Below are 18,065 nucleotides of genomic sequence, written 5' to 3' on the forward strand. Positions count from 1 at the left end.
TCGACGCCTCCGCCCGCGTCGCCGACCGTGCAGGCGTGGGAGCTCGGGATGCGGCTGCGTGAGCGCCGCGAGGAAGTGGGGATGACGGCGGTCGCGGCGGGCCGCGCCACCGGCATCACGCAGGCGTACATCTCCGGGGTGGAGGCCGGCCGGGTCAAGGTGCCTACCGACCGGCTGGCCCAGCTTGTCAAGATCTACGAGCTCGATCCGTCCGACGCCACCGAGTTGGAGGAGCTGCGGGTCGGTGCCATGCAGCGGGCCTGGTGGCACCAATACTCGCAGCTCTTCCCCGCCGACTTCCTCCGCTTCCTCGGCTACGAGGCGGGTGCTGAGCACATCCGCAGCTACGACAACGAACTGCTGCACGGGCTGTTGCAGACCGAGGAGTACGCCCGCGCGGTCATCCGGGGCGGCAACACCTACGTCCGGCTGACGGAGATGGACCGGCGCGTCGCAGCTCGGATGGCGCGGCAGCGGCGGCTGGACGGCGACCACCCGCTGCGCCTGACCACCGTGATCGCCGAGGGCGCGCTGCGGCAGCAGGTGGGCGGCCCGGAGGTGATGCGCGCCCAGCTCGACCACCTCGACCGGCTGCTGACCGAGCGCCCCGAGCAGATCGAGATTCGGGTGATGCCGTTCGCCGCCGGGGCGCATCCCGCGCTCGGTGGCCCGTTTCAGATCCTGTCGTTTCCGTCGCCCCGGCTGCCCGAGCTCGTCTGGCAGGAGGTGCTCACCTCCAGCGACATCATCGACCAGTCCAGCCGGGTGGCGGACTACACGATGACCTTCGCCGAGGCGCGGGAACGGGCGTTAAGCTCGGCGGAGTCGCTGGTGCTGATCCGGCGGATCGCCAAGGAGATGACGTGATGGCCCCTCGCCACACCCCCGATCGTGGCTGGTTCAAGTCCTCCCGCAGCTCCAACAACGCGGCCTGTGTCGAGGTGCGGTTCGTCGGCGGCGCGGTGGGCGTCCGCGACACCAAGGACCGCAGCGGCCCGACGCTCGCCTTCGACGGCAACTCGTGGGCCAGTTTTGTTGCTGGTCTCAAGGCCGAGTCGGCCAGCTAGCGGCCCGGCTCACTCCGGGTTCCAGAAACTGCCACCCGGCTGGCGTGGGCGGCCACGATGGATCGGGCCGCGAGCCCTGCGGCGGAATCCAGCCCGCCGGGGACTGCGGCCACGGGGGGCGGAATCGGGCGTGGTAGCTGCGGTGGGGGTGATGGCGGCGGCGGTGGCTGGGGCGTCGGACCGCCGGTGACGCAGCTCGGTCGGCAGCACTGCCAGCGCGATCAGCGCGCCGAGCAGGCCCGTCGCGGCGAAGCCCCAGGCCGGTGCGGAGGCATCGATCACCGCCCCGGCCAGCGGGGCGCCGAGCGCCAGCCCCACCACCATCGCCGAGGCGTGCAGGCCCATCGCCTCACCCCGCACGCTCGCCGGCACCAGCCGGCTCACCGCGTCGGCGGTGGCGGCTACGGTCGGCGCGGTGAGCGCCCCGGACGGCAGCAGCACCAGGGCCAGCAGCCACCACTCGCCGCTGCCCAGGCCGACCGGAACGATGACCAGACCCAGCATCGCGGTAAGGGCCAGCGACGGCACCGGGCGGGACAGCGCACCGTAGGTGAAGCCGCCGACCAACGAGTACGAGGCCCAGAGCGCCAGCACCACACCGGTCCAGTCGACCTGACCGGCGTCACGCAGCGCCGCCACCACCGCCACATCGGAGCCGGCGATTACCAGCGTGCTGGCCGCGCCACCGGCGAGCAGCCCGATCAACCGTGGGGTCAGCCACTGCCGGCGGGGCAGCGGCTGCGCCGGCGTCGTCTCCTCGTCCCGGGCCCGGGTCGGCGGGTTGAGTACCAGCAGGGTGAGTCCGGCAAGCACGATGCCGCCGCCGACGGCGTACATGGTCAGGGTGGGCGAGGCACTGGTGGCCAGGGCCACCGCTCCCGCCGGCCCGATCATGAAGCTGAGTTCGACCGACATCGAGTCCAGCGCGTACGCCTGACGGCGCTGGGGCGGCGGGACCAGCGCGGCGATCGACTGCCGGACCACGGAGAAGACCGGGAGGGTGAGCAGCCCGCCGACGAACGCGGCGCCTAGGAGCACCGGGTACGGCAGGACCGGCGCCGTCCCCCAGAACAGCGCCGAGACCGCCGTGGTCAGCAGCAGCATCGGCCGCAGGCCACGCCCGTCGGCCAGCCGGCCGAGCAGTGGTGCGCCGAGCGCCGAACCGGCCGTCATCGCGGCCCCGACCAGCCCGGCGGCGAAATAGCCGTGGCCCAGATCGAGTACGTGCAGCGTCATCACCACGGCGGTGGCCGCCACGGGCACCCGGGCCAGGATCGCGACCAGCAGCAGGGGCCGCAACCCCGGCAGCGCGAGCGCGTCCCGGTAGGGCTTCAGATCCAACACGGTCCGTACCTCCCGGGCGATCCTGGCCTGGCACGAGTAGTTCCCAGGTCTGGCTCCGGCGGGGTTGCCGTTCGCAACGCGTGACCCATCACCGATCCAGGAAGATCCAGTAGCGCCTCACCGGACCGTGCTCGGTGTCGCGGATGCCCTCGAGGACGCCGCCGTTGCGTTCGATCGTCCGGGCCGACGCGATGTTGTCGGCCAGACAAGGGATCAGGACGCGGTCCAGGCCCAGGACGACGCGAGCCTCCTTGAGTATCTCGCCGAGTGCCCAACTCGCCAGTCCTCGACGGCGCGCGGACGGCCGGACGCCGTAGCCGATCTGGCCAATCTCGTCGTCGAACTTGTGCCGGAGGGCGATCCCCCCGAGTACGTGGCCGTTCTCGACGATCCACCGGGGTGAGCCGTGCTTCTCGTCCGGGCAGGGGTCGCCGGCCGGATGGGTCAGTCGGATCCGCTCGTGCACCCAAGCGGCGAAGCCTTCGCGGGAGTACACGTCGTGAGAACCGAGGCCGAATCCGTCCTCGTGGAGGCCGGGGCCCCAGTCGTCGCGGCATTCCAGGAACGCGGCGTGCAGGCGGACGGTCGGCAGAATCAACGCGGGCATGCGGTCACGGTATTGAAAGCCGGACCGCTGAACGAGCCGCCTCTTGCCAACATCAATCGCCCCCAGAAGCCGTTTCGGCTCGACAAAGGCCGACACGCTAAGGGGGCTACCAGGGTGCGTCGTGGGGCCCTGCATCGCAATGTCAGCCGGGTCAAAGACGCAGCTCCAACGAGGAGCGCGGGGAGTGCCGAGTGCCCTGGCGCGTTGTTCTCGTGATCTGCGTCACACTCGAACCGGCCCGCATCCATCGACGAATCGGCCCACCAGGCCGGCGAGCGCGGCGAGGCCGAGCAGATAGGGCAGGGTCAGCCGGCTCGAACCCACTCGATCGACGTCCTTCGGATCGTCGATCGGAAAGCCGACAGGCATAACCGCACGCATCGCCGCCTCCGTAGCCTCGTCAGCACCGCACGCCGAGGAGGTTGGGTGTCTCACGTCCGCATCCGGATCGACTTCACGCCGCTCACCGACGACGACGAATTCGTCCTCGGCGAGCTGACCGACGAGCTGGCGGACGACCTCCGCGATGTCGGCGAGGTGGAGCGCGTCGAGCGGCCCACCACCGACCCGGCTGCCAAGGGCGTCGGCGAGCTGGCGCTCGGCGTGGTGACCGTACTGGCGGGCGTCGACCCCGGCTACGTGCAGGCCCTGGTCGACGTGGTCCTGGCCTTCCTGCAACGCCACACCGGCCGCCGGGTGCACCTGCGGGTCGGTGACATCGAGCTGACCATCGACCGGCCCACCCACGGCCAGACCGACGAGCTGATCAGGACGGTGCGGGCCGCGATCGAACGGTCCCGCCACTGATGGGTCGGCACGCCCTGCTGCTCGGCACGGCCGCCTGCCACGTCGACCGCGAGCTTGCGCCCCTTCCTTCGGTACGACAGGACGTGGCACAGCTCAAGGCCATGCTGGACGGGGCCGGCGAGTTCGACACCGTACGCGCCGAACTGGACCTGCCGGCCGCGCACCTGCGTCAGGTCGTCGAGGAGTTCTACGGCGCGCGGCGTAACGGCGACCTGGCGCTGCTCTACTACTCCGGCCACGGCGTGCTGCATGGCGACGGGCAGTCGCTGTTCCTGGCCGCGACCGACACGGTCTGCGGGCAGTTGCACACGACCGCGTTCGACACCGACGGCACCCTGCGTCATCTGCTCAACCACACCAAGGCCAGTCAGAAGGTGGTCCTCCTGGACTGCTGCTTCTCCGGCGCGTTCACGGCCCGGCACCGGTTCCGTGGCGGAGTGCGCGAGGAGCCACGGCGGGCCAAGCGTGAGCGTGGCACCTTCATCCTGACCTCCAGCACCCACCTGAAGGCGTCGAAGGCGCAGGGACCGGACCGGCCGTCGGTCTTCACCGAGGTGCTCCTGACCGGCCTGCGGGGCGCGGCCGAGGGGACGGCGGACGACGGCTGGATCACCACCAACGACCTCTCCCGGTACGCCCTGACCGAGATGGCCCGGCGCCGCCAGCACACTCCGGTCGAGTCGAGTGAGGGCGTCACCGAGCCGATCCGGCTGGCGACCGTGCCCGGTTCCGCCGCCGCCGCGAGGCAGGTCGTAGCCGCCACGGCGAGCCCGGGGGACGAGGCGCCGTTCGACGCGGACCAGTGGCGCCGCCTGGTGACCTACTACGTCAACTGCATGCGGCGGTCGACCGTGTTGCAGTCCTTCATCGATCCCCAGGCAACCGGCACGTACGTCGCGGCTCCGCCTGGGTCCGAGGCCGTCCTCACCTCGGACACGCCCGTCCGGCTGAGCGGTGGGGCTGCCGGACTCGCCGCGCGGGCCCGCGCCGACGGCAGGGAGGTGCAGTACGGCTATCCGGTCGTCGCCATCCGGCCCGGCCGGGGCAGACCTCCACGGCTCGCCCCACTGCTGGTCTGCGACGTCACCGTCGGCGCGGACGACGTCCTGCACGCCTCCCTGCCGCCCCGTCCCAGTTCAGCCCTCGTCGACCTGCTTCAGCTCTCCGAGGTGGAAGCCGACGAACTGCGGCAACGCGTCGAGCAGGTCTTCGTACCGGGTGACCCCGCTGCCCTGGTCGCCACCGTCGATGTGCTCACGAAGACGTTCGGGCTGAACCCGGTGGTCGAGCTGGACCCGGCGATGCTCGTCGGCACCATCCGGCCAGGGCCGATGAACGGGGTGCAGAACGCGGCCATCCTCTACACCGTCGACGCTGCCGAGTCGCCGCAGCGGCAGCTCGTCGACGACCTGCGGGGCATGATCAAGAATCCGAGGCTCATCGAGCGGACCGCCCTGGGCGCGCTGGCGCTCCGCCCGGACGAGGTGCCCTCGACGCCGGTCGTGACCGTGGCGTTGAACGCGGCGAACGAGGCGCAGGAAGAGATCATCCAGGCGGCGATGTCGCAGCCGTTGACCGTCGCCCAGGGGCCGCCGGGCACCGGCAAGAGTCAACTGGTCACCGCCCTGCTGGCCACCGCCACCGCCGCCGGCCAGAGCGTGCTGATCGGTTCCACCAGCAATCAGGCCGTCGACTCGGTGCTCGGCCGGGTCACCGACCTGATCGGTCCGGGCCTGCTGGTGCGTACCGGCAACAAGGAACACCGTCTGCAGGAACCGAAGCACCTTGCCGACATCCTCGCGGCCTATCCGCCGGCGGAGCACCGCAGCACGCCGGACGACCGTACCCCGCTGCACGAGCTGCGACTGCTGGCCGACAAGGCCGCCGAACTCCGGGGGACGCTGGACGAGCGGCGTCTGCTCGAACGCGACCTCGCTGACCTGGCCGTCGAGCGGGACTCTGACCCGGCTGCCGGGTCGGCCACCCTGCCGGAGGACGATAGGGCTCTGGCGCAGCTCGTCCACCTGACCGATCGAGCGCTCGCCAGCAGGTGGTTCGGATGGTGGTACCGGTGGCGGCTTCGGGCGTACCGGGTCGTCGACCGGGACGCTGTCGAGGCCCTCGCCGAGCGGGCGGTGATCGAGCTGCGCTGGCGGGAACGGCGGCAGCGTCTCGCTGAGCTGCCCGACGGCGACGCTTCCTGGCGGCAACTGGTCGACCTGATCGGCACCGAACGGCCCGCGCTCAGCATCAAGCTACTGCGGGCGCAGATCGCCCGCCGGGTGGCTGCGGGAGCGCGCCTCCTGCAGGATCGGGCCGATGAGATGGCCAAGCCGCAGTCGGACAGCTGGGCCTACTTCCCCGAGATGCTGCGGGTGCTACCGGGCTGGGCGGTGACCGCGCTCTCCGCCCGGCGGTTGCGCAGAAGCCCCGCGTTGTACGACCTTGTGGTGATCGACGAGGCGGCGCAGTGCACCATTCCCGCGATCCTGCCGATGCTCTATCGCGCCAAGCGGGCACTGATCATCGGCGATCCACGTCAGCTCGCGCCCGTCGTGGACCTGCCCGAGGCTGACGACGTCACCGAGCGGGCCCGGGCCGAGGTGAGCACCGGCTGGCTGACCACCCGTCGGCTCACCTACACGGGCCACTCCGCGTACGACGCGTTCGCCGCCGCGGCGGGCGCGACGCACCTCCTCGACGAGCACTACCGGTGCCACCCGGACATCGTCGAGGTGCCGAACCGGGAGGTCTACCAGGGACGGCTCACGGTGCTGACCGACCCGGCCCGGCTGGCCGCTCCGGCCGATCAGGCGGTGCGCTGGCGCGACGTCCCCGGGAGGTTCAGCCCCGGGGCGACCGGTTCCGGGTGTAACCAGGCGGAGATCGATCAGGTCGTCACCGAGGTGGCGCACCTGCGAACGACGTACCCGGATGCCTCGATCGGGGTGGTCACGCCGCTCGCCGCGCACCAGCGTCGCCTGGCCACGGCCCTGCGCGACGCCGGCCTCACCGACAACCTGCTCTGCGCGACCATCCACAAGTTCCAGGGCAGCGAACGAGACATCATGGTCGTCTCGCCGGTCGGGGCGCACGGCATCCCGGACCGCACCCGAGGCTGGCTCGTGCACCAGACCAACCTGTGGAACGTCGCCATCACCCGGGCCCGGTCCCAACTCGTCGTGGTCGGCGACCGTTCGTGGTGGTCGGGGCAACGTGGACTGCTCACCGCGCTGGCCCTCGGCCGCGATCTCGCCGGCGGGGTGCCGGATGCCGCGATGGTGGCTACCGACCGATTGCATCGTGCCCTCAGGGAAGCCGGCCTCGCCGTGCGGCGTGACGTCCCCGTGGCCGGGCGGACCATCGGCCTCTTTGCGCGCCACGCGGATGTCGAACTGGCCGTCGTCGTCGACGATCCGACCGGCTCCTCCGACGGCCGAGGACTGCGTAAGGTGCTCGCGCGTCTCGACATCACCGCCGACCTCACCCCCGTCCGTCGAGTACCGGCATGGCGTTGTCTGGCCGAGCCGGAGCGGGTGGCGGCCGAGCTGACCGACGACCTGCGCCGCTCGGCAGGAACGGACGCCCGGGAAGGGTGATGTCGGCTATGTGGAGAAATTCCGAGCGCCCTGTCCAAGTGCTTCCCAGCAACGCCCTGCTTTCCTTGGAGGACGTTGTTCCGCCATCCGGTGTGGTTGCTGTGGCCCGCCTGGACGGGGCTGCAATGGTGGACGTGGACGGGGTGTTCGAGCAGTTCTCTGACGCGCTGCGGTTTCCGAGCTACTTCGGGTGGAACTGGCCCGCCCTCTCGGAGTGCCTCAGTGACCTACATTGGCTTCCGGCCCGCCGCTATTTGATCATTATCGAGAACGCTCCCTGCATCCTGCGGGAAAACGTCGACGGGAGAGCAGTTCTCTTCAGCATCCTTGCTGAGGTCGGCCGTCGCTGGGCGAATTCCTATGAACCTGATGATTATGGAATGGGTCCTCTCCTCCATGCCACTCTCCTGTGCGACGAGCAAGACGCCGAGTCCCTCGAGCAGGAAATTGCCTCCGCGCACACGGCCTCGACGGCGAACCGATCGGCCATCAGAAAGCCGACCAGCCGGTCGCCGTCATAGATCAGCCTCGGCCAGGCGCGTTCGGGAAACACGTATGCCTCGGCCAACGACTTGACCACCGGTGCGACCATTTCTTCTTGATCCGGACGTACGGACAGCGCGAGAGCCACCTTGTGGTTCTCCGGAGTTATCCGCTCCAGCCTCATGCGGCGGGCCATAGCGGGCGAATGCGAACCCAGCGACCGAATTATGCGCGTCTGGCCCCGTATATCGGCGCCCGGCACCGATGGTCTTCGCGCCGCCCCGGGACCGCCCTCCGACCGGCCCGGGGCATGCCCCGGCGGGCGCCGGTCGAAGGGTGTTCGCCCCTCATCGGTGTGTAACGGGCTGGCTCATCCCGTCCAGCGGATGCCCTCGGCGATCCGGAGCAACTCACCCGTCGGCGGTGCCGAGGGTGCGGTCGGACGAATCCACTCGGGCTCGTGCAAGAACACGGACAACCGGCCGCCGTGGAAGCCGTCGACGATCACCGTCCTGCCCCGGTTCACCAGGTACGTCGGCAGGCCCTGCACATCCCGGTCCGCGCGCTCGCCCAGTTCTCTCCCCGTCGGCTCCGACCCTGCCGGGTCCCAACGGATCGAGTACCCGACGCCGTAGTCGATCGTGGGCCGGTCGGTGGGGATCCCGTCCTCGGTTGCTCCCTGGGCCGGCTTCCGGTCGAGCACCCGGCCGGAGCCCTCCCGGTAGATGAGGCCGGACGCGGTGCCGCCGAGGGCCGCCACGAAGCGCTGCCCTCGCGGCAGGTAGGTCGGCGCGAACGGGACGCGCACCGTCCCGGCCACGGTCTCGCCGATGCCCTCGGCGATCCGCTTCGCCGTCTCGCCCAGCTTCTCCGTACGCGGACCGCCGGGCTGCCCGACGCCGTACTCGAAGTCGACCCAGCGGCCAGAGGGAAGCGGGAACAGCACGAGGGCGCGGGTGTTCTGGACCGCCATCCTGCCGGTGCGGCCATTGACGACCACCGGCTCCCAGCCATTCCTGGACAGCGGAGGCTGCCATCCGGAGTAGTCCACGTCGACCCGCAGGTAGGGGCCGCCGTCCATCGGGTAGAGCACCCTCTGGTCACCCGGGCCGCACGTCCGCATCGGCGCGGCCAGATTCGTCGGCAGCCAGCCGAAGCTCAGCCGGCACGGCTGCGGCTGGACGGGCCCGGCGGCTGCGGCGGCGTCGACCCGGTCGGTCGCCGGCGTCGCCCCGACCGGCGGGATCGGAAGCCGTTGGACCAGGAACCCGCCGCCGGCCAGCACCAGTACGGCCGCGCTGGCCGCTCCCGCCACCGCGAACCGCCGACGGCGGCGGCTCCGCCGCACCCCGGCCCGGATACCGGCCAGGACCTCCGTGGGGTCTGGAGAGTGGCGCTCCCCCTCGGCCAACGCTCGGTTCAGTCGAGTACTCATCGGCTCTCCTCCAGTTCGAGTTCCAATCTGAGGGCGGCGAACGCGCGGGCCCGGTAGACCCGTACCGATCCGACGGCGCACTGGAGGACCTCGGCGATCTCCGGGTCGGAGAGGTCCTCGTAGTAGCGCAGCACCAGCACCGCCCGTTGCCGTTCCGGCAGTGCGGCGAGCCGGGCCCACAGGCCGTCGCGTTCGGCGTGTCCGACGGCGTGGTCGGGGCCGTGTTCGACCGGGGCCCGCCGGGCCTCGAACAGGGCTGCGCGTCGGGCCTTGCGTCGGTGCCAGGACAGGTACTCGGTGAGCACCATCCGGCGTAGGTAGAGGTCGGGCCGGTCCATCCGGCTGATCCGGCCCCAGCGGGCGTGCGCGCGGATCAGCGCGTCCTGCACCACGTCCTGAGCCAGGTCCCGATCCCCGGCCAGCACCGCCGCGTACCGCAGCAGGGCCGGCAACCGGGCACCGATCACCTCGTCGAAGCTCTCCATCCGTCCACCTCCGGTGGGGAAACGTCACGAGGCGTGCGGGAGGTGACACCGGTGGCGGTCGAACCTCTTCACTACATCGCTTCAGGGCCGGGGCTTACGACCGGGGACTACCCGGTCAGCGCCGCCCGAGTGGAACCCGGTGCCGGAGGAGGGTTACGACCTCGCCGTACTGAAGGCGGTCTTTCGCGGGTTGCCATCGTGGACATCCACTGACGAGGTCATGTGGTGCGGCTCAGTCGAGGTGGCCGTCGATCTCGGCCAGTTCCTCGGTGGTGAAGTCGAGGTTGTCCAGCGCCGCCACGTTCGCCTCCAACTGGGGGACGCTGCTCGCGCCGATGATCAGGCTGGTCATTCGCGGGTCGCGCAGCGCCCAGGCGAGCGCGAGCTGGGCCAGCGACTGGCCGCGCCGCTCGGCGATCGCGCCGAGCGCCCGGACGGTGGTCATCTTCTTCTCGTCGAGGTCGCTCTCGTTGAGGAAGACGCTGGTGCGCACCCGGGAGTCGGCGGGGATGCCGCCCAGGTAGCGGTCGGTGAGCAGGCCCTGGGCGAGCGGGCTGTACGCGATGCAGCCCGCGCCGACCCGCTCCAGCCTGTCCAGCAGGCCGTCGTCCTCCGTCCAGCGATTGAGCATCGAGTACGACGGCTGGTTGATCAGCAGCGGCGTGCCCAGCTCGCGCAGGATCGCGGCGGCCCGCTCGGTCTGCTCCGAGTCGTAGTTGGAGACGCCCACGTAGAGCGCCTTGCCGGAGCGGACGATCGCGTCGAGCGCGCCCATCGTCTCCTCCAGCGGGGTGTCCGGGTCGAACCGGTGCGAGTAGAAGACGTCGACGTACTCCAGCCCGAGGCGGCGCAGCGACTGGTCCAGCGAGGAGACCAGGTACTTGCGGGAGCCCCACTCGCCGTACGGGCCGGGCCACATCAGGTATCCGGCCTTGCTGGAGACGACCAACTCGTCCCGGTACGCCCTGAGGTCGGTGGCGAGCAGCCGGCCGAAGTTCTCCTCGGCGGCGCCCGGCGGCGGGCCGTAGTTGTTGGCCAGGTCGAAGTGGGTGACCCCGAGGTCGAAGGCGCGGCGGACGATGTCCCGCTGCCGCTCGAACGGTCGGTCCGGGCCGAAGTTGTGCCACAGCCCGAGCGAGACGGCGGGCAGCCGCAGCCCGCTGCGCCCGGCGCGCCGGTAGGGCATGGACTGGTAGCGCTCGTCGGCGGCAAGGTAGGTCACGCCACCGACCCTATCGCCGCCTTGTGCCCGGGAGGCTCGCGCCCGCACGAGGGTCGTCGGCGCAAACCTCCTGGCCGGCGGCGAGGAAGGGTGGCGCTCTGTGTGGAATGTGCTGATAAGGTGCCCCTCCTTTCGCGTAGTTTCGGGGGATGCGCTTCGTGCAGCTCGGCACTCCCAAGCCCATTTCCAAGATCGGCCTCGGCACCTGGCAGTTCGGCTCGAAGGAGTGGGGCTACGGGCCCGACTACGAGCGCCGGGCCGCCGACATCGTCCGGTGGGCGCTGGACCTCGGGGTCACCCTGTTCGACACCGCCGAGGTGTACGGCTTCGGCCGCAGCGAGCGGATCCTCGGCGCGGCCCTCGGCGCCGACCGGGACAGGGTCGTGGTGGCCAGCAAACTCTTCCCGGTGCTGCCGCTCGCCCCGGTGGTGCAGCAGCGGGCGGTCGCCTCGGCGGCCCGGCTCGGCGTGCGCGCCATCGACCTGTACCAGGTGCACCAGGCCAATCCGGTGGTCGCCGACACCACCACCATGCGGGGCATGCGGGCGTTGCAGGACGTCGGCCTGGTCGCCGAGGTCGGGGTGAGCAACTACAGCCTGCGCCGCTGGCGGTTCGCCGAGGCCGCGCTCGGCCGGCGGGTGCTCAGCAACCAGGTCCGCTACAGCATGGTCGACCGTGGGCCCGAGGAGGACCTCCTGCCGTACGCGGAGCAGGCCGGCCGGATCGTCATCGCGTACAGCCCGCTCGCCCAGGGCTTCCTGTCCGGCCGCTACGACGCGCGGAACCCGCCGGGCGGGGCGGTGCGCCGGGCCAACCCGTACTTCCTGCCGGAGAACCTGGAGCGCGGCGCCGCGCTGATCGGCGCGCTGCGCGAGGTGGCCGACGCGCACGACGCCACGCCCAGCCAGATCGCCCTCGCCCACCTGCTGCGCCACCCCAACGTGGTGGCCATCCCCGGAGCGTCGAGCGTGGAACAGGTGGAGCGCAACGCCGCCGCCGCCGAGATCGACCTAACCGACGACGAGTACGCGGCGCTGGCCGCCGCCGCCCGCGCCTTCCGCCCGGTCACCGGCCTCGCGGCGGTGCCGAAGCTGATCCGCGCCCGGGCGGGGCGGTGAGCCGGCCGTGGACGACGTCACCGCGCTGATCCTCGACGACCATGCCGCCTTCCGACGCGGCTTCGCCCGGCTCGACGACACCCGGGACCCCGCGGAACTGCTGGCGATCTGGGACGCGCTCGCCCTGCACCTGGACATCCACGCCGAGGCCGAGGAGGCGATCCTCTACCCGCACCTGGTCCGGCACGGCGACGACGGCGAGGACGAGACCGTCGACGCCATCGGCGACCACAACAAGATCCGCGACGCGGTCGCCGAGTCGCGGCGGCACCCGGTCGGCTCGGACGAGTGGTGGGCGGCGGTGTGGACGGCCCGCCGGGAGAACAGCGAGCACCTCGCCGAGGAGGAGGACGGGGCGCTGCCGGACTTCCGCCGGCACGCCGGCGTCGAGCTGCGCGCCGAGTTGGGCGCCCGCTGGCTGACCTTCTACGGCCAGCACCCCAACGGCCGCAACCTGCGCTTCGCCGACAAGGACCCGCACGGGTACGTCGACGACCACCGCTGAACGCACCCGCCGCCGGTGGGCTGCCCCGTCCGGGCGACGGGGCGGATCGGCGGGCCGTGCCGCGCTAGCCTTGGTCGGGTGACTGAGCCCAACCAGGTTCTCCCGGTCCCGCCCGCCGACCTGCCCGCGACCCTGGGCGAGCTGCGGGCCGCCGGGCACCGACACCGCACGGTCAAGCAGGAACTCCGAGACAACCTCCTCGCCCGGATGCGCACCGGCGGGGACCGCTTCCCCGGAATCGTCGGGTACGACGACACGGTACTGCCCGAGGTCGAGCGGGCGCTGCTCGCCGGCCACGACATGGTGCTGCTCGGCGAACGCGGCCAGGGCAAGACCCGGCTGATCCGCTCGCTGGCGGCGTTGCTCGACGAGTGGACCCCCGTCATCGCCGGCTCGGTGCTCAACGAGCACCCGATGCGCCCGCTCACCCCCGCCTCCCGCGCCCTGGCCGAGTCCGCCGGCGACGACCTGCCGGTCGCCTGGCTGCACCGCTCGCTGCGCTACGGCGAGAAGCTCGCCACCCCGGACACCAGCGTCGGCGACCTGATCGGCGACGTGGACCCGATCCGAATCGCCCAGGGCCGCACCCTCGGCGACCCGGAGACGATCCACTTCGGGCTGGTGCCCCGCACCAACCGAGGCATCTTCGCCATCAACGAGCTGCCCGACCTCGCCGAACGGATCCAGGTGGCGCTGCTCAACGTGTTGGAGGAGCGGGACATCCAGATCCGGGGCTACCAGCTACGGCTGCCGCTGGACCTGTTCCTGGTGGCCAGCGCCAACCCGGAGGACTACACCAACCGGGGCCGGATCATCACCCCGCTCCGGGACCGGTTCGGCGCCGAGGTCCACACCCACTACCCGCTGGAGCTGGAACTGGAGTTGGCGCTGATCCGGCAGGAGGCCGACCCGGTCGGCGAGGTGCCGGAGCACGTGCTGGAGGTGCTCGCCCGGTTCGCCCGCGCAGTCCGCGAGTCGCCGTCGGTCGACCAGCGCTCCGGCGTCTCCGCCCGGTTCGCCATCGCCGCCGCCGAGACGGTGGCCGCCGCCGCGCTGCGCCGCTCCGGTCTGCTCGCCGCCGGCTCCGACCAGGCGTCCGAGGCACCGGTGGCCCGGATCGGCGACGCCGTGTCGGTGACCTCGACGCTGCGCGGCAAGGTCGAGTTCGAGAGCGGCGAGGAGGGGCGGGAGATCGAGGTCCTGGAACATCTGCTGTGTACCGCCACCGACGACACGTTCCGGGCCCGGCTGGCCGGGTTGGACCTGTCCGGCTTCACCGCGCTGGTGGACGACGGCCGGGTGGTCGAGACTGGCGAGCTGGTCTCCTCGGCCGAGCTGCTGCGTCAGGTCGGCACCGTGCCGGGGCTGGCCAAGGCCCTCGACCGGCTCGGGATGGGCGACGCGCCGACTCCGGAGCAGGCGGCGGCCGGCATCGAGTTCGTCCTGGAGGGGCTGCACCTGGCCCGCCGGCTCGGCAAGGACGTCACCGACAGCGGGCGCACCGTCTACGGCAGCCGGGGCTGACCGTGGCCGGCAACCGGTTCCGGTACGGGCAGTGGCGCGGCGGGCCCGACCCGCTCGCCCCGCCGTACGACGTGCGGGCGGCCGTGGACGCGGTCGGCGCGGAGGTGCTGGCCGGCGGCAGCCTGCGCGAGGCACTGCGCGACCTGCTGCGGCGCGGCCTCCACGGCCGAAACGGCCTGGACGACCTGGCCGCCCGGGCCCGGCGGCTGCGCCGGGAGGCGCTGCGCCGGGGCGACCTGGACGGCGCGGTGACCCGGGCCCGGGCGCTGCTCGACCAGGCCCTCGCCGCCGAGCGGGACGAGCTGCGCGGGCGCACCGACGAGGCGGCGCGGTTCGCCGAGGCGGTGCTGGACAACCTGCCCCGATCCACCGCCCGCGCCGTGCAGGAGTTGTCCGGGTACGAGTGGGCCAGTGCCGAGGCCCGGCAGGCGTACCAGCAGATCCTCGACGGGCTGCGCGGCGACGTGCTGGAGCAGCGCTTCGTCGGGCTGCGGGACGCGACGCGGGCCGCCGCCGACCCGGCCGCCCAGCGGCAGCTCGCCGAGATGATGCGCGACCTGAACGACCTGCTGGCCCGGCACGCCCGGTCGGAGGACACCACCGACGCGTTCGCCGAGTTCATGCGGCGGCACGGCGAGTTCTTCCCGGAGCGGCCGAAGGACGTCGACGAGCTGGTCGACGTGCTGGCCCGGCGCGCGGCGGTGGGCGAACGGCTGATGCGGTCCCTGTCGGACCGGCAGCGCGAGGAACTGGCCGGCCTGATGCGCCAGTCCCTCGGCGGCCGGCTGGCCGGCGAGCTGGCGGCGCTGGACGCGAACCTGCGGGCGCTGCGCCCCGACCTGAACTGGAACCGGGGCGAGCGGGTCCGCGGCGAGCAGCCGCTCGGGTACGGCGAGGCGGCCGACGCGCTCGGCGAGATCGCCGAGCTGGACGAGCTGCTGGACGCCCTCGACCAGGACCAGCCCGGGGCCACCCTGGACGACGTGGACGTCGACGCGGTGTCCCGGACCCTGGGCCGGGACGCCGCCGACGGCGTGCGCCGGCTGCGGGAGCTGGAGCGGGAGCTGCGCCGGCAGGGCTGGGTGACCCGGGACTCCGACGGGCTGACGCTGAGCCCGAAGGCGCTGCGCCGGCTCGCGGGCACCGCCCTGCGCCGGGTCTTCGCGGACCTGACGGCCGGGCCGCGCGGCCAGCACGACCTGCGCTCGGCGGGCGCGGCCGGCGAGGTCAGCGGGGCGTCGCGGCCATGGGAGTACGGCGACGAGCAACCGCTCGACGTGGTGCGCACCCTGACCCGGGCGGTCCGCCGGGCCGGCCCGGCCGTGCCCGTGCAGCTCGCGCCCGCGGACTTCGAGGTGGTGGAGACCGAGCGCCGGGCGTCGGCGGCGGTGGCGCTCTGCGTGGACCTGTCGTACTCGATGATCTCGCAGGGGCGGTGGGGGCCGATGAAGCAGACGGCGCTGGCGCTGTCCCACCTAATGGCGACCCGGTTCCCGCAGGACGCGTTGCAGATCGTCGGCTTCGGCCGGGAGGCCGCGCCGCTCACCCGGGAGGAGCTGGCGGCGGTGGAGCCGGACCTCCAGCAGGGCACCAACCTCCAGCACGCGCTGCGGCTGGCCGGCCGGCACCTGCGCCGCCATCCGGGCGCGGAGCCGGTGGTCATGGTGGTCACCGACGGCGAGCCGACCGCCCACCTCGACCCCGACGACGGCGTGGCGTACTTCAACTGGCCGCCGCTGCCGGCGACGATCGAGGCGACGATCCGCGAGGTGGACCGGCTGACCCGGGCTGGGGCCACGCTCAACCTGTTCATGCTCGGCGACGACCCGGGCCTGTGCCGCTTCGTCGACGCGGTGGCCCGCCGCTCCCGGGGCCGGATGTTCACCCCGGACCTCGACGACCTCGGCGAGTACGTGGTCAGCGACTACCTCCGCGCCCGCCGGGGTCGCCGCTGACGCCGACCCCCGGGGCAGCAGGACCACCCGGCAGGACCACCCGGCAGGACCACCCGGCAGGACCACCCGACAGGGCCACCCGGCAGGACCACCCGGCAGGGGCCATCCGACAGGGCCACCCCGCGCCCGGCGGTCGCCCTACCAGGGTGCCGAGGGACCAGGCCCCGCCGGCGATCAGCACCAGCGGGCGGCGCAGGTGACCTCGCGGGTCCTTTGGAGCTGATGTCGCAGACGACTCACGGCCCTGCCGCACCAGCCCGGTCCTTCCCCCGTCCCGTGCGCCCGGTGTCGCGCCTTGTCTCGGGTGTCCGGTGTCGCGCCTTGTCTCGCGTGCCCGGGTGTCGTGCCTCGTCCCGCGTGTCCGGTGTCGCGGTCACGGCACACGCGTCCGGTGCCGCGTCACGGCACGTGCGCCCGGCACCCCGGTCCGTATGCGCGGGCCGGGACGGATCGGCGGGCGGGGCACGGGGCCGATGTCGTGAACGACTCAGTTCCAAAGGACCCGCAAGAGCACCGCGGCAGCCGGTCCCGTCCGGGTGAACCGGGGACGGTAGCCCGCCGGCGCCCGCCCGGCACCGGGGTTGACTGGGGGTCGTGGACAGCACGGGGTTGCGGCGGGCGTACGACGAGGTGCTCACCGAGGTGGACGCGGGCGGGTTCGAGCCGCCGGGCGGCAGGGAGCTGAGCGCCGAGCAGATCGTGGCGCATCTGGCCGCCAACGACGAGCTGCTGGGCGAGGCCACCGAGGCGGTGCTGGCCGGGTCACCGTTCGCGTACTACGACCTGGAGACCGTGCACCGGCCGCAGCTCGACGCGCTGGTCGCCGAGTACGGTGGGCTGGCCGGGCTGGCCACCCTGCTCCGGGCCACCAGCCAGAAGCTCTGCGCGCTGGTGGACCGGCTGGGCCCGGCCGCGGCGCAGACGCCGGTCGATACCCGCCTGCACGAGGACATCGACCTGCGGGTCGACGAGACGCTGCCCTGGAGCCGGACCCTCGACCTGCACACCCGGGTGCACCTGCCCAAGCACCTCGCCCAGCTCCGCGCCCTGCGCCCGGAGCTGCACGCCCACCGCGGCTGACGACCGCGACGCCGCCCGCAAGCGGCGGGGGGCTAGACGCGCGGCCGGAAGGCGCGGCGGTACGCCGACGGGGAGACGCCGACGCGTTCGTGCAGGCGCTGGCGGAGGGCGGCGGCGGTGCCGAAGCCGGACCGGCGGGCCACCGCCTCGACGCTCAGGTCGGTCGTCTCCAGCAACAGCCGGGCGTGGTCGGTGCGCTGCTGGAGGAGCCACCGGGCCGGGCTGAGCCCGGTCTCCGAGCGGAAGTGCCGGGTGAAGGTGCGCACGCTCATCCGGGCGTGCGCGGCCAGCTCGCGCAGGGCCACCGGCTCGTCCAGCCGCTGCCGGGCCCACTCCCGGGTGGCGGCGGTTCCCGTGTCCGGGTTCCGGGGCACCGGCCGCTCGATGTACTGGGCCTGCCCGCCGTCGCGCCACGGCGGCACCACGCACCGCCGGGCCGCCCGGTTGGCCACCTCGCTGCCGTGGTCGGTGCGTACGACGTGCAGGCACAGGTCGATCCCGGCGGCGACCCCGGCCGAGGTCAGCACGTCGCCGCAGTCGATGAACAGCACCTCCGGGTCCAGCTCGACCCCCGGGTGCAGCCGGCGGAACTGGTCCGCGTACGCCCAGTGGGTGGTGGCCCGCAGCCCGTCCAGCAGCCCGGCGGCGGCGAGCAGGAACGCGCCCGTGCAGATCGACATGATCCGGGCACCCCGGGCGTGGGCGGCGCGTAGCGCCGCCGCCACGGGCGCTGTCGATCGCCGCCGCCGGGCTCTCCCTGCTGCTGCGGCGGCGGGGAGCCGCCGGGCCGCCGCCCGTGGCCGGGGCGCCGGCGACCCGGCCACCGGCCTGGAG

The 18,065-nt window shown here is 72.6% G+C and carries 16 protein-coding genes and 2 pseudogenes; 10 read left to right on the forward strand and 8 right to left on the reverse strand.

Translation table 11 applies throughout. The features are described 5' to 3' along the window. The first annotated feature begins 48 nt into the window (after positions 1 to 48). Positions 49 to 867, forward strand: coding sequence for a helix-turn-helix transcriptional regulator (locus C5N14_RS04815; protein ID WP_207892615.1), 819 nt, complete (start codon positions 49 to 51; stop codon positions 865 to 867). After that, positions 867 to 1,067, forward strand: coding sequence for a DUF397 domain-containing protein (locus C5N14_RS04820; protein ID WP_117666889.1), 201 nt, complete (start codon positions 867 to 869; stop codon positions 1,065 to 1,067). Before C5N14_RS04815 ends, C5N14_RS04820 begins: the two co-directional genes overlap by 1 nt. A 9-nt stretch (positions 1,068 to 1,076) precedes the next feature. On the opposite strand, the gene C5N14_RS04825 is transcribed toward C5N14_RS04820, so the two are convergent. The 3 genes from C5N14_RS04825 to C5N14_RS31995 form a co-directional block, all read right to left on the reverse strand. Further along, a complete protein-coding gene (locus C5N14_RS04825; protein WP_243639257.1) occupies positions 1,077 to 2,432 on the reverse strand; it encodes an MFS transporter in 1,356 nt (451 codons plus the stop codon). 67 nt (positions 2,433 to 2,499) lie between these two features. After that, entirely contained in the window at positions 2,500 to 3,018 is a 519-nt protein-coding gene (locus tag C5N14_RS04830; protein ID WP_117665881.1) for a GNAT family N-acetyltransferase, read from the reverse strand. Between the two features lie 222 nt (positions 3,019 to 3,240). Continuing rightward, on the reverse strand, positions 3,241 to 3,399 hold the full coding sequence (locus C5N14_RS31995; protein ID WP_165878035.1) for a hypothetical protein: 159 nt from the start codon (positions 3,397 to 3,399) through the stop codon (positions 3,241 to 3,243). A gap of 45 nt (positions 3,400 to 3,444) precedes the next feature. On the opposite strand from C5N14_RS31995, the gene C5N14_RS04835 reads away from it, so the two are divergent. Genes C5N14_RS04835 through C5N14_RS04845 form a run of 3 tightly spaced genes read left to right on the forward strand, consistent with a single transcriptional unit; the run spans position 3,445 to position 7,945 of the window. Next, the gene (locus tag C5N14_RS04835; RefSeq protein WP_117665883.1) at positions 3,445 to 3,825 is read left to right on the forward strand and encodes a hypothetical protein; all 381 of its coding nucleotides are present in this window, start codon (positions 3,445 to 3,447) and stop codon (positions 3,823 to 3,825) included. Next, positions 3,825 to 7,424 (forward strand): AAA domain-containing protein, encoded by a 3,600-nt coding sequence (locus tag C5N14_RS04840; RefSeq protein ID WP_117665885.1) that lies wholly within the window; start codon positions 3,825 to 3,827, stop codon positions 7,422 to 7,424. Before C5N14_RS04835 ends, C5N14_RS04840 begins: the two co-directional genes overlap by 1 nt. An 8-nt stretch (positions 7,425 to 7,432) precedes the next feature. Continuing rightward, positions 7,433 to 7,945 (forward strand): barstar family protein, encoded by a 513-nt coding sequence (locus C5N14_RS04845; RefSeq protein ID WP_117666891.1) that lies wholly within the window; start codon positions 7,433 to 7,435, stop codon positions 7,943 to 7,945. Here the strand turns inward: C5N14_RS04845 and C5N14_RS34085 are convergent. The 4 genes and pseudogenes from C5N14_RS34085 to mgrA all read right to left on the reverse strand — a co-directional run. Further along, a pseudogene (locus tag C5N14_RS34085) lies at positions 7,909 to 8,091 on the reverse strand (GNAT family N-acetyltransferase); the annotation flags it as partial. The gene C5N14_RS04845 and the pseudogene C5N14_RS34085 overlap by 37 nt on opposite strands. Positions 8,092 to 8,277: 186 nt before the next feature. Further along, entirely contained in the window at positions 8,278 to 9,342 is a 1,065-nt protein-coding gene (locus tag C5N14_RS04855; RefSeq protein WP_128763516.1) for a hypothetical protein, read from the reverse strand. Next, entirely contained in the window at positions 9,339 to 9,827 is a 489-nt protein-coding gene (locus C5N14_RS04860; RefSeq protein ID WP_117665889.1) for a SigE family RNA polymerase sigma factor, read from the reverse strand. The genes C5N14_RS04855 and C5N14_RS04860 overlap by 4 nt, the downstream gene beginning before the upstream one ends. A gap of 232 nt (positions 9,828 to 10,059) precedes the next feature. Beyond that, complete coding sequence (mgrA, locus tag C5N14_RS04865; protein ID WP_117665891.1) at positions 10,060 to 11,049, reverse strand: L-glyceraldehyde 3-phosphate reductase; 990 nt, start codon at positions 11,047 to 11,049, stop codon at positions 10,060 to 10,062. Positions 11,050 to 11,198: 149 nt separating this feature from the next. Here mgrA and C5N14_RS04870 point away from each other — a divergent pair, with 149 nt between their 5' ends. The 5 genes from C5N14_RS04870 (at position 11,199) to C5N14_RS04890 (ending at position 17,231) form a co-directional block, all read left to right on the forward strand. Then, entirely contained in the window at positions 11,199 to 12,167 is a 969-nt protein-coding gene (locus tag C5N14_RS04870; RefSeq protein ID WP_117665894.1) for an aldo/keto reductase, read from the forward strand. A gap of 7 nt (positions 12,168 to 12,174) precedes the next feature. Then, positions 12,175 to 12,672, forward strand: coding sequence for a hemerythrin domain-containing protein (locus tag C5N14_RS04875; RefSeq protein ID WP_117665896.1), 498 nt, complete (start codon positions 12,175 to 12,177; stop codon positions 12,670 to 12,672). 78 nt (positions 12,673 to 12,750) lie between these two features. After that, complete coding sequence (locus tag C5N14_RS04880) at positions 12,751 to 14,196, forward strand: magnesium chelatase (protein WP_117665898.1); 1,446 nt, start codon at positions 12,751 to 12,753, stop codon at positions 14,194 to 14,196. Between the two features lie 2 nt (positions 14,197 to 14,198). Continuing rightward, positions 14,199 to 16,151 (forward strand): VWA domain-containing protein, encoded by a 1,953-nt coding sequence (locus tag C5N14_RS04885; RefSeq protein WP_117665900.1) that lies wholly within the window; start codon positions 14,199 to 14,201, stop codon positions 16,149 to 16,151. A 594-nt stretch (positions 16,152 to 16,745) separates the two neighbouring features. Then, positions 16,746 to 17,231, forward strand: a complete 486-nt coding sequence (locus C5N14_RS04890; protein WP_117665902.1) for a hypothetical protein — start codon at positions 16,746 to 16,748, stop codon at positions 17,229 to 17,231. Between the two features lie 32 nt (positions 17,232 to 17,263). On the opposite strand, the pseudogene C5N14_RS04895 reads toward C5N14_RS04890, so the two are convergent. Then, a pseudogene (locus C5N14_RS04895) lies at positions 17,264 to 17,959 on the reverse strand (GlxA family transcriptional regulator); the annotation flags it as partial. Positions 17,960 to 18,065: the final 106 nt, after the last annotated feature.

The organism is Micromonospora sp. MW-13 (assembly GCF_003434305.1).
Classification (GTDB): domain Bacteria; phylum Actinomycetota; class Actinomycetes; order Mycobacteriales; family Micromonosporaceae; genus Micromonospora.

Coding starts and splice junctions, on each gene's coding strand:
- C5N14_RS04815 (WP_207892615.1), top strand. CDS start 49: ATGCGGCTGCGTGAGCGCCGCGAGGAAGTGGGGATGACGGCGGTCGCG.
- C5N14_RS04820 (WP_117666889.1), top strand. CDS start 867: ATGGCCCCTCGCCACACCCCCGATCGTGGCTGGTTCAAGTCCTCCCGC.
- C5N14_RS04830 (WP_117665881.1), bottom strand. CDS start 3,018: ATGCCCGCGTTGATTCTGCCGACCGTCCGCCTGCACGCCGCGTTCCTG.
- C5N14_RS31995 (WP_165878035.1), bottom strand. CDS start 3,399: ATGCGTGCGGTTATGCCTGTCGGCTTTCCGATCGACGATCCGAAGGAC.
- C5N14_RS04840 (WP_117665885.1), top strand. CDS start 3,825: ATGGGTCGGCACGCCCTGCTGCTCGGCACGGCCGCCTGCCACGTCGAC.
- C5N14_RS04845 (WP_117666891.1), top strand. CDS start 7,433: ATGTGGAGAAATTCCGAGCGCCCTGTCCAAGTGCTTCCCAGCAACGCC.
- C5N14_RS04855 (WP_128763516.1), bottom strand. CDS start 9,342: ATGAGTACTCGACTGAACCGAGCGTTGGCCGAGGGGGAGCGCCACTCT.
- C5N14_RS04860 (WP_117665889.1), bottom strand. CDS start 9,827: ATGGAGAGCTTCGACGAGGTGATCGGTGCCCGGTTGCCGGCCCTGCTG.
- C5N14_RS04870 (WP_117665894.1), top strand. CDS start 11,199: ATGCGCTTCGTGCAGCTCGGCACTCCCAAGCCCATTTCCAAGATCGGC.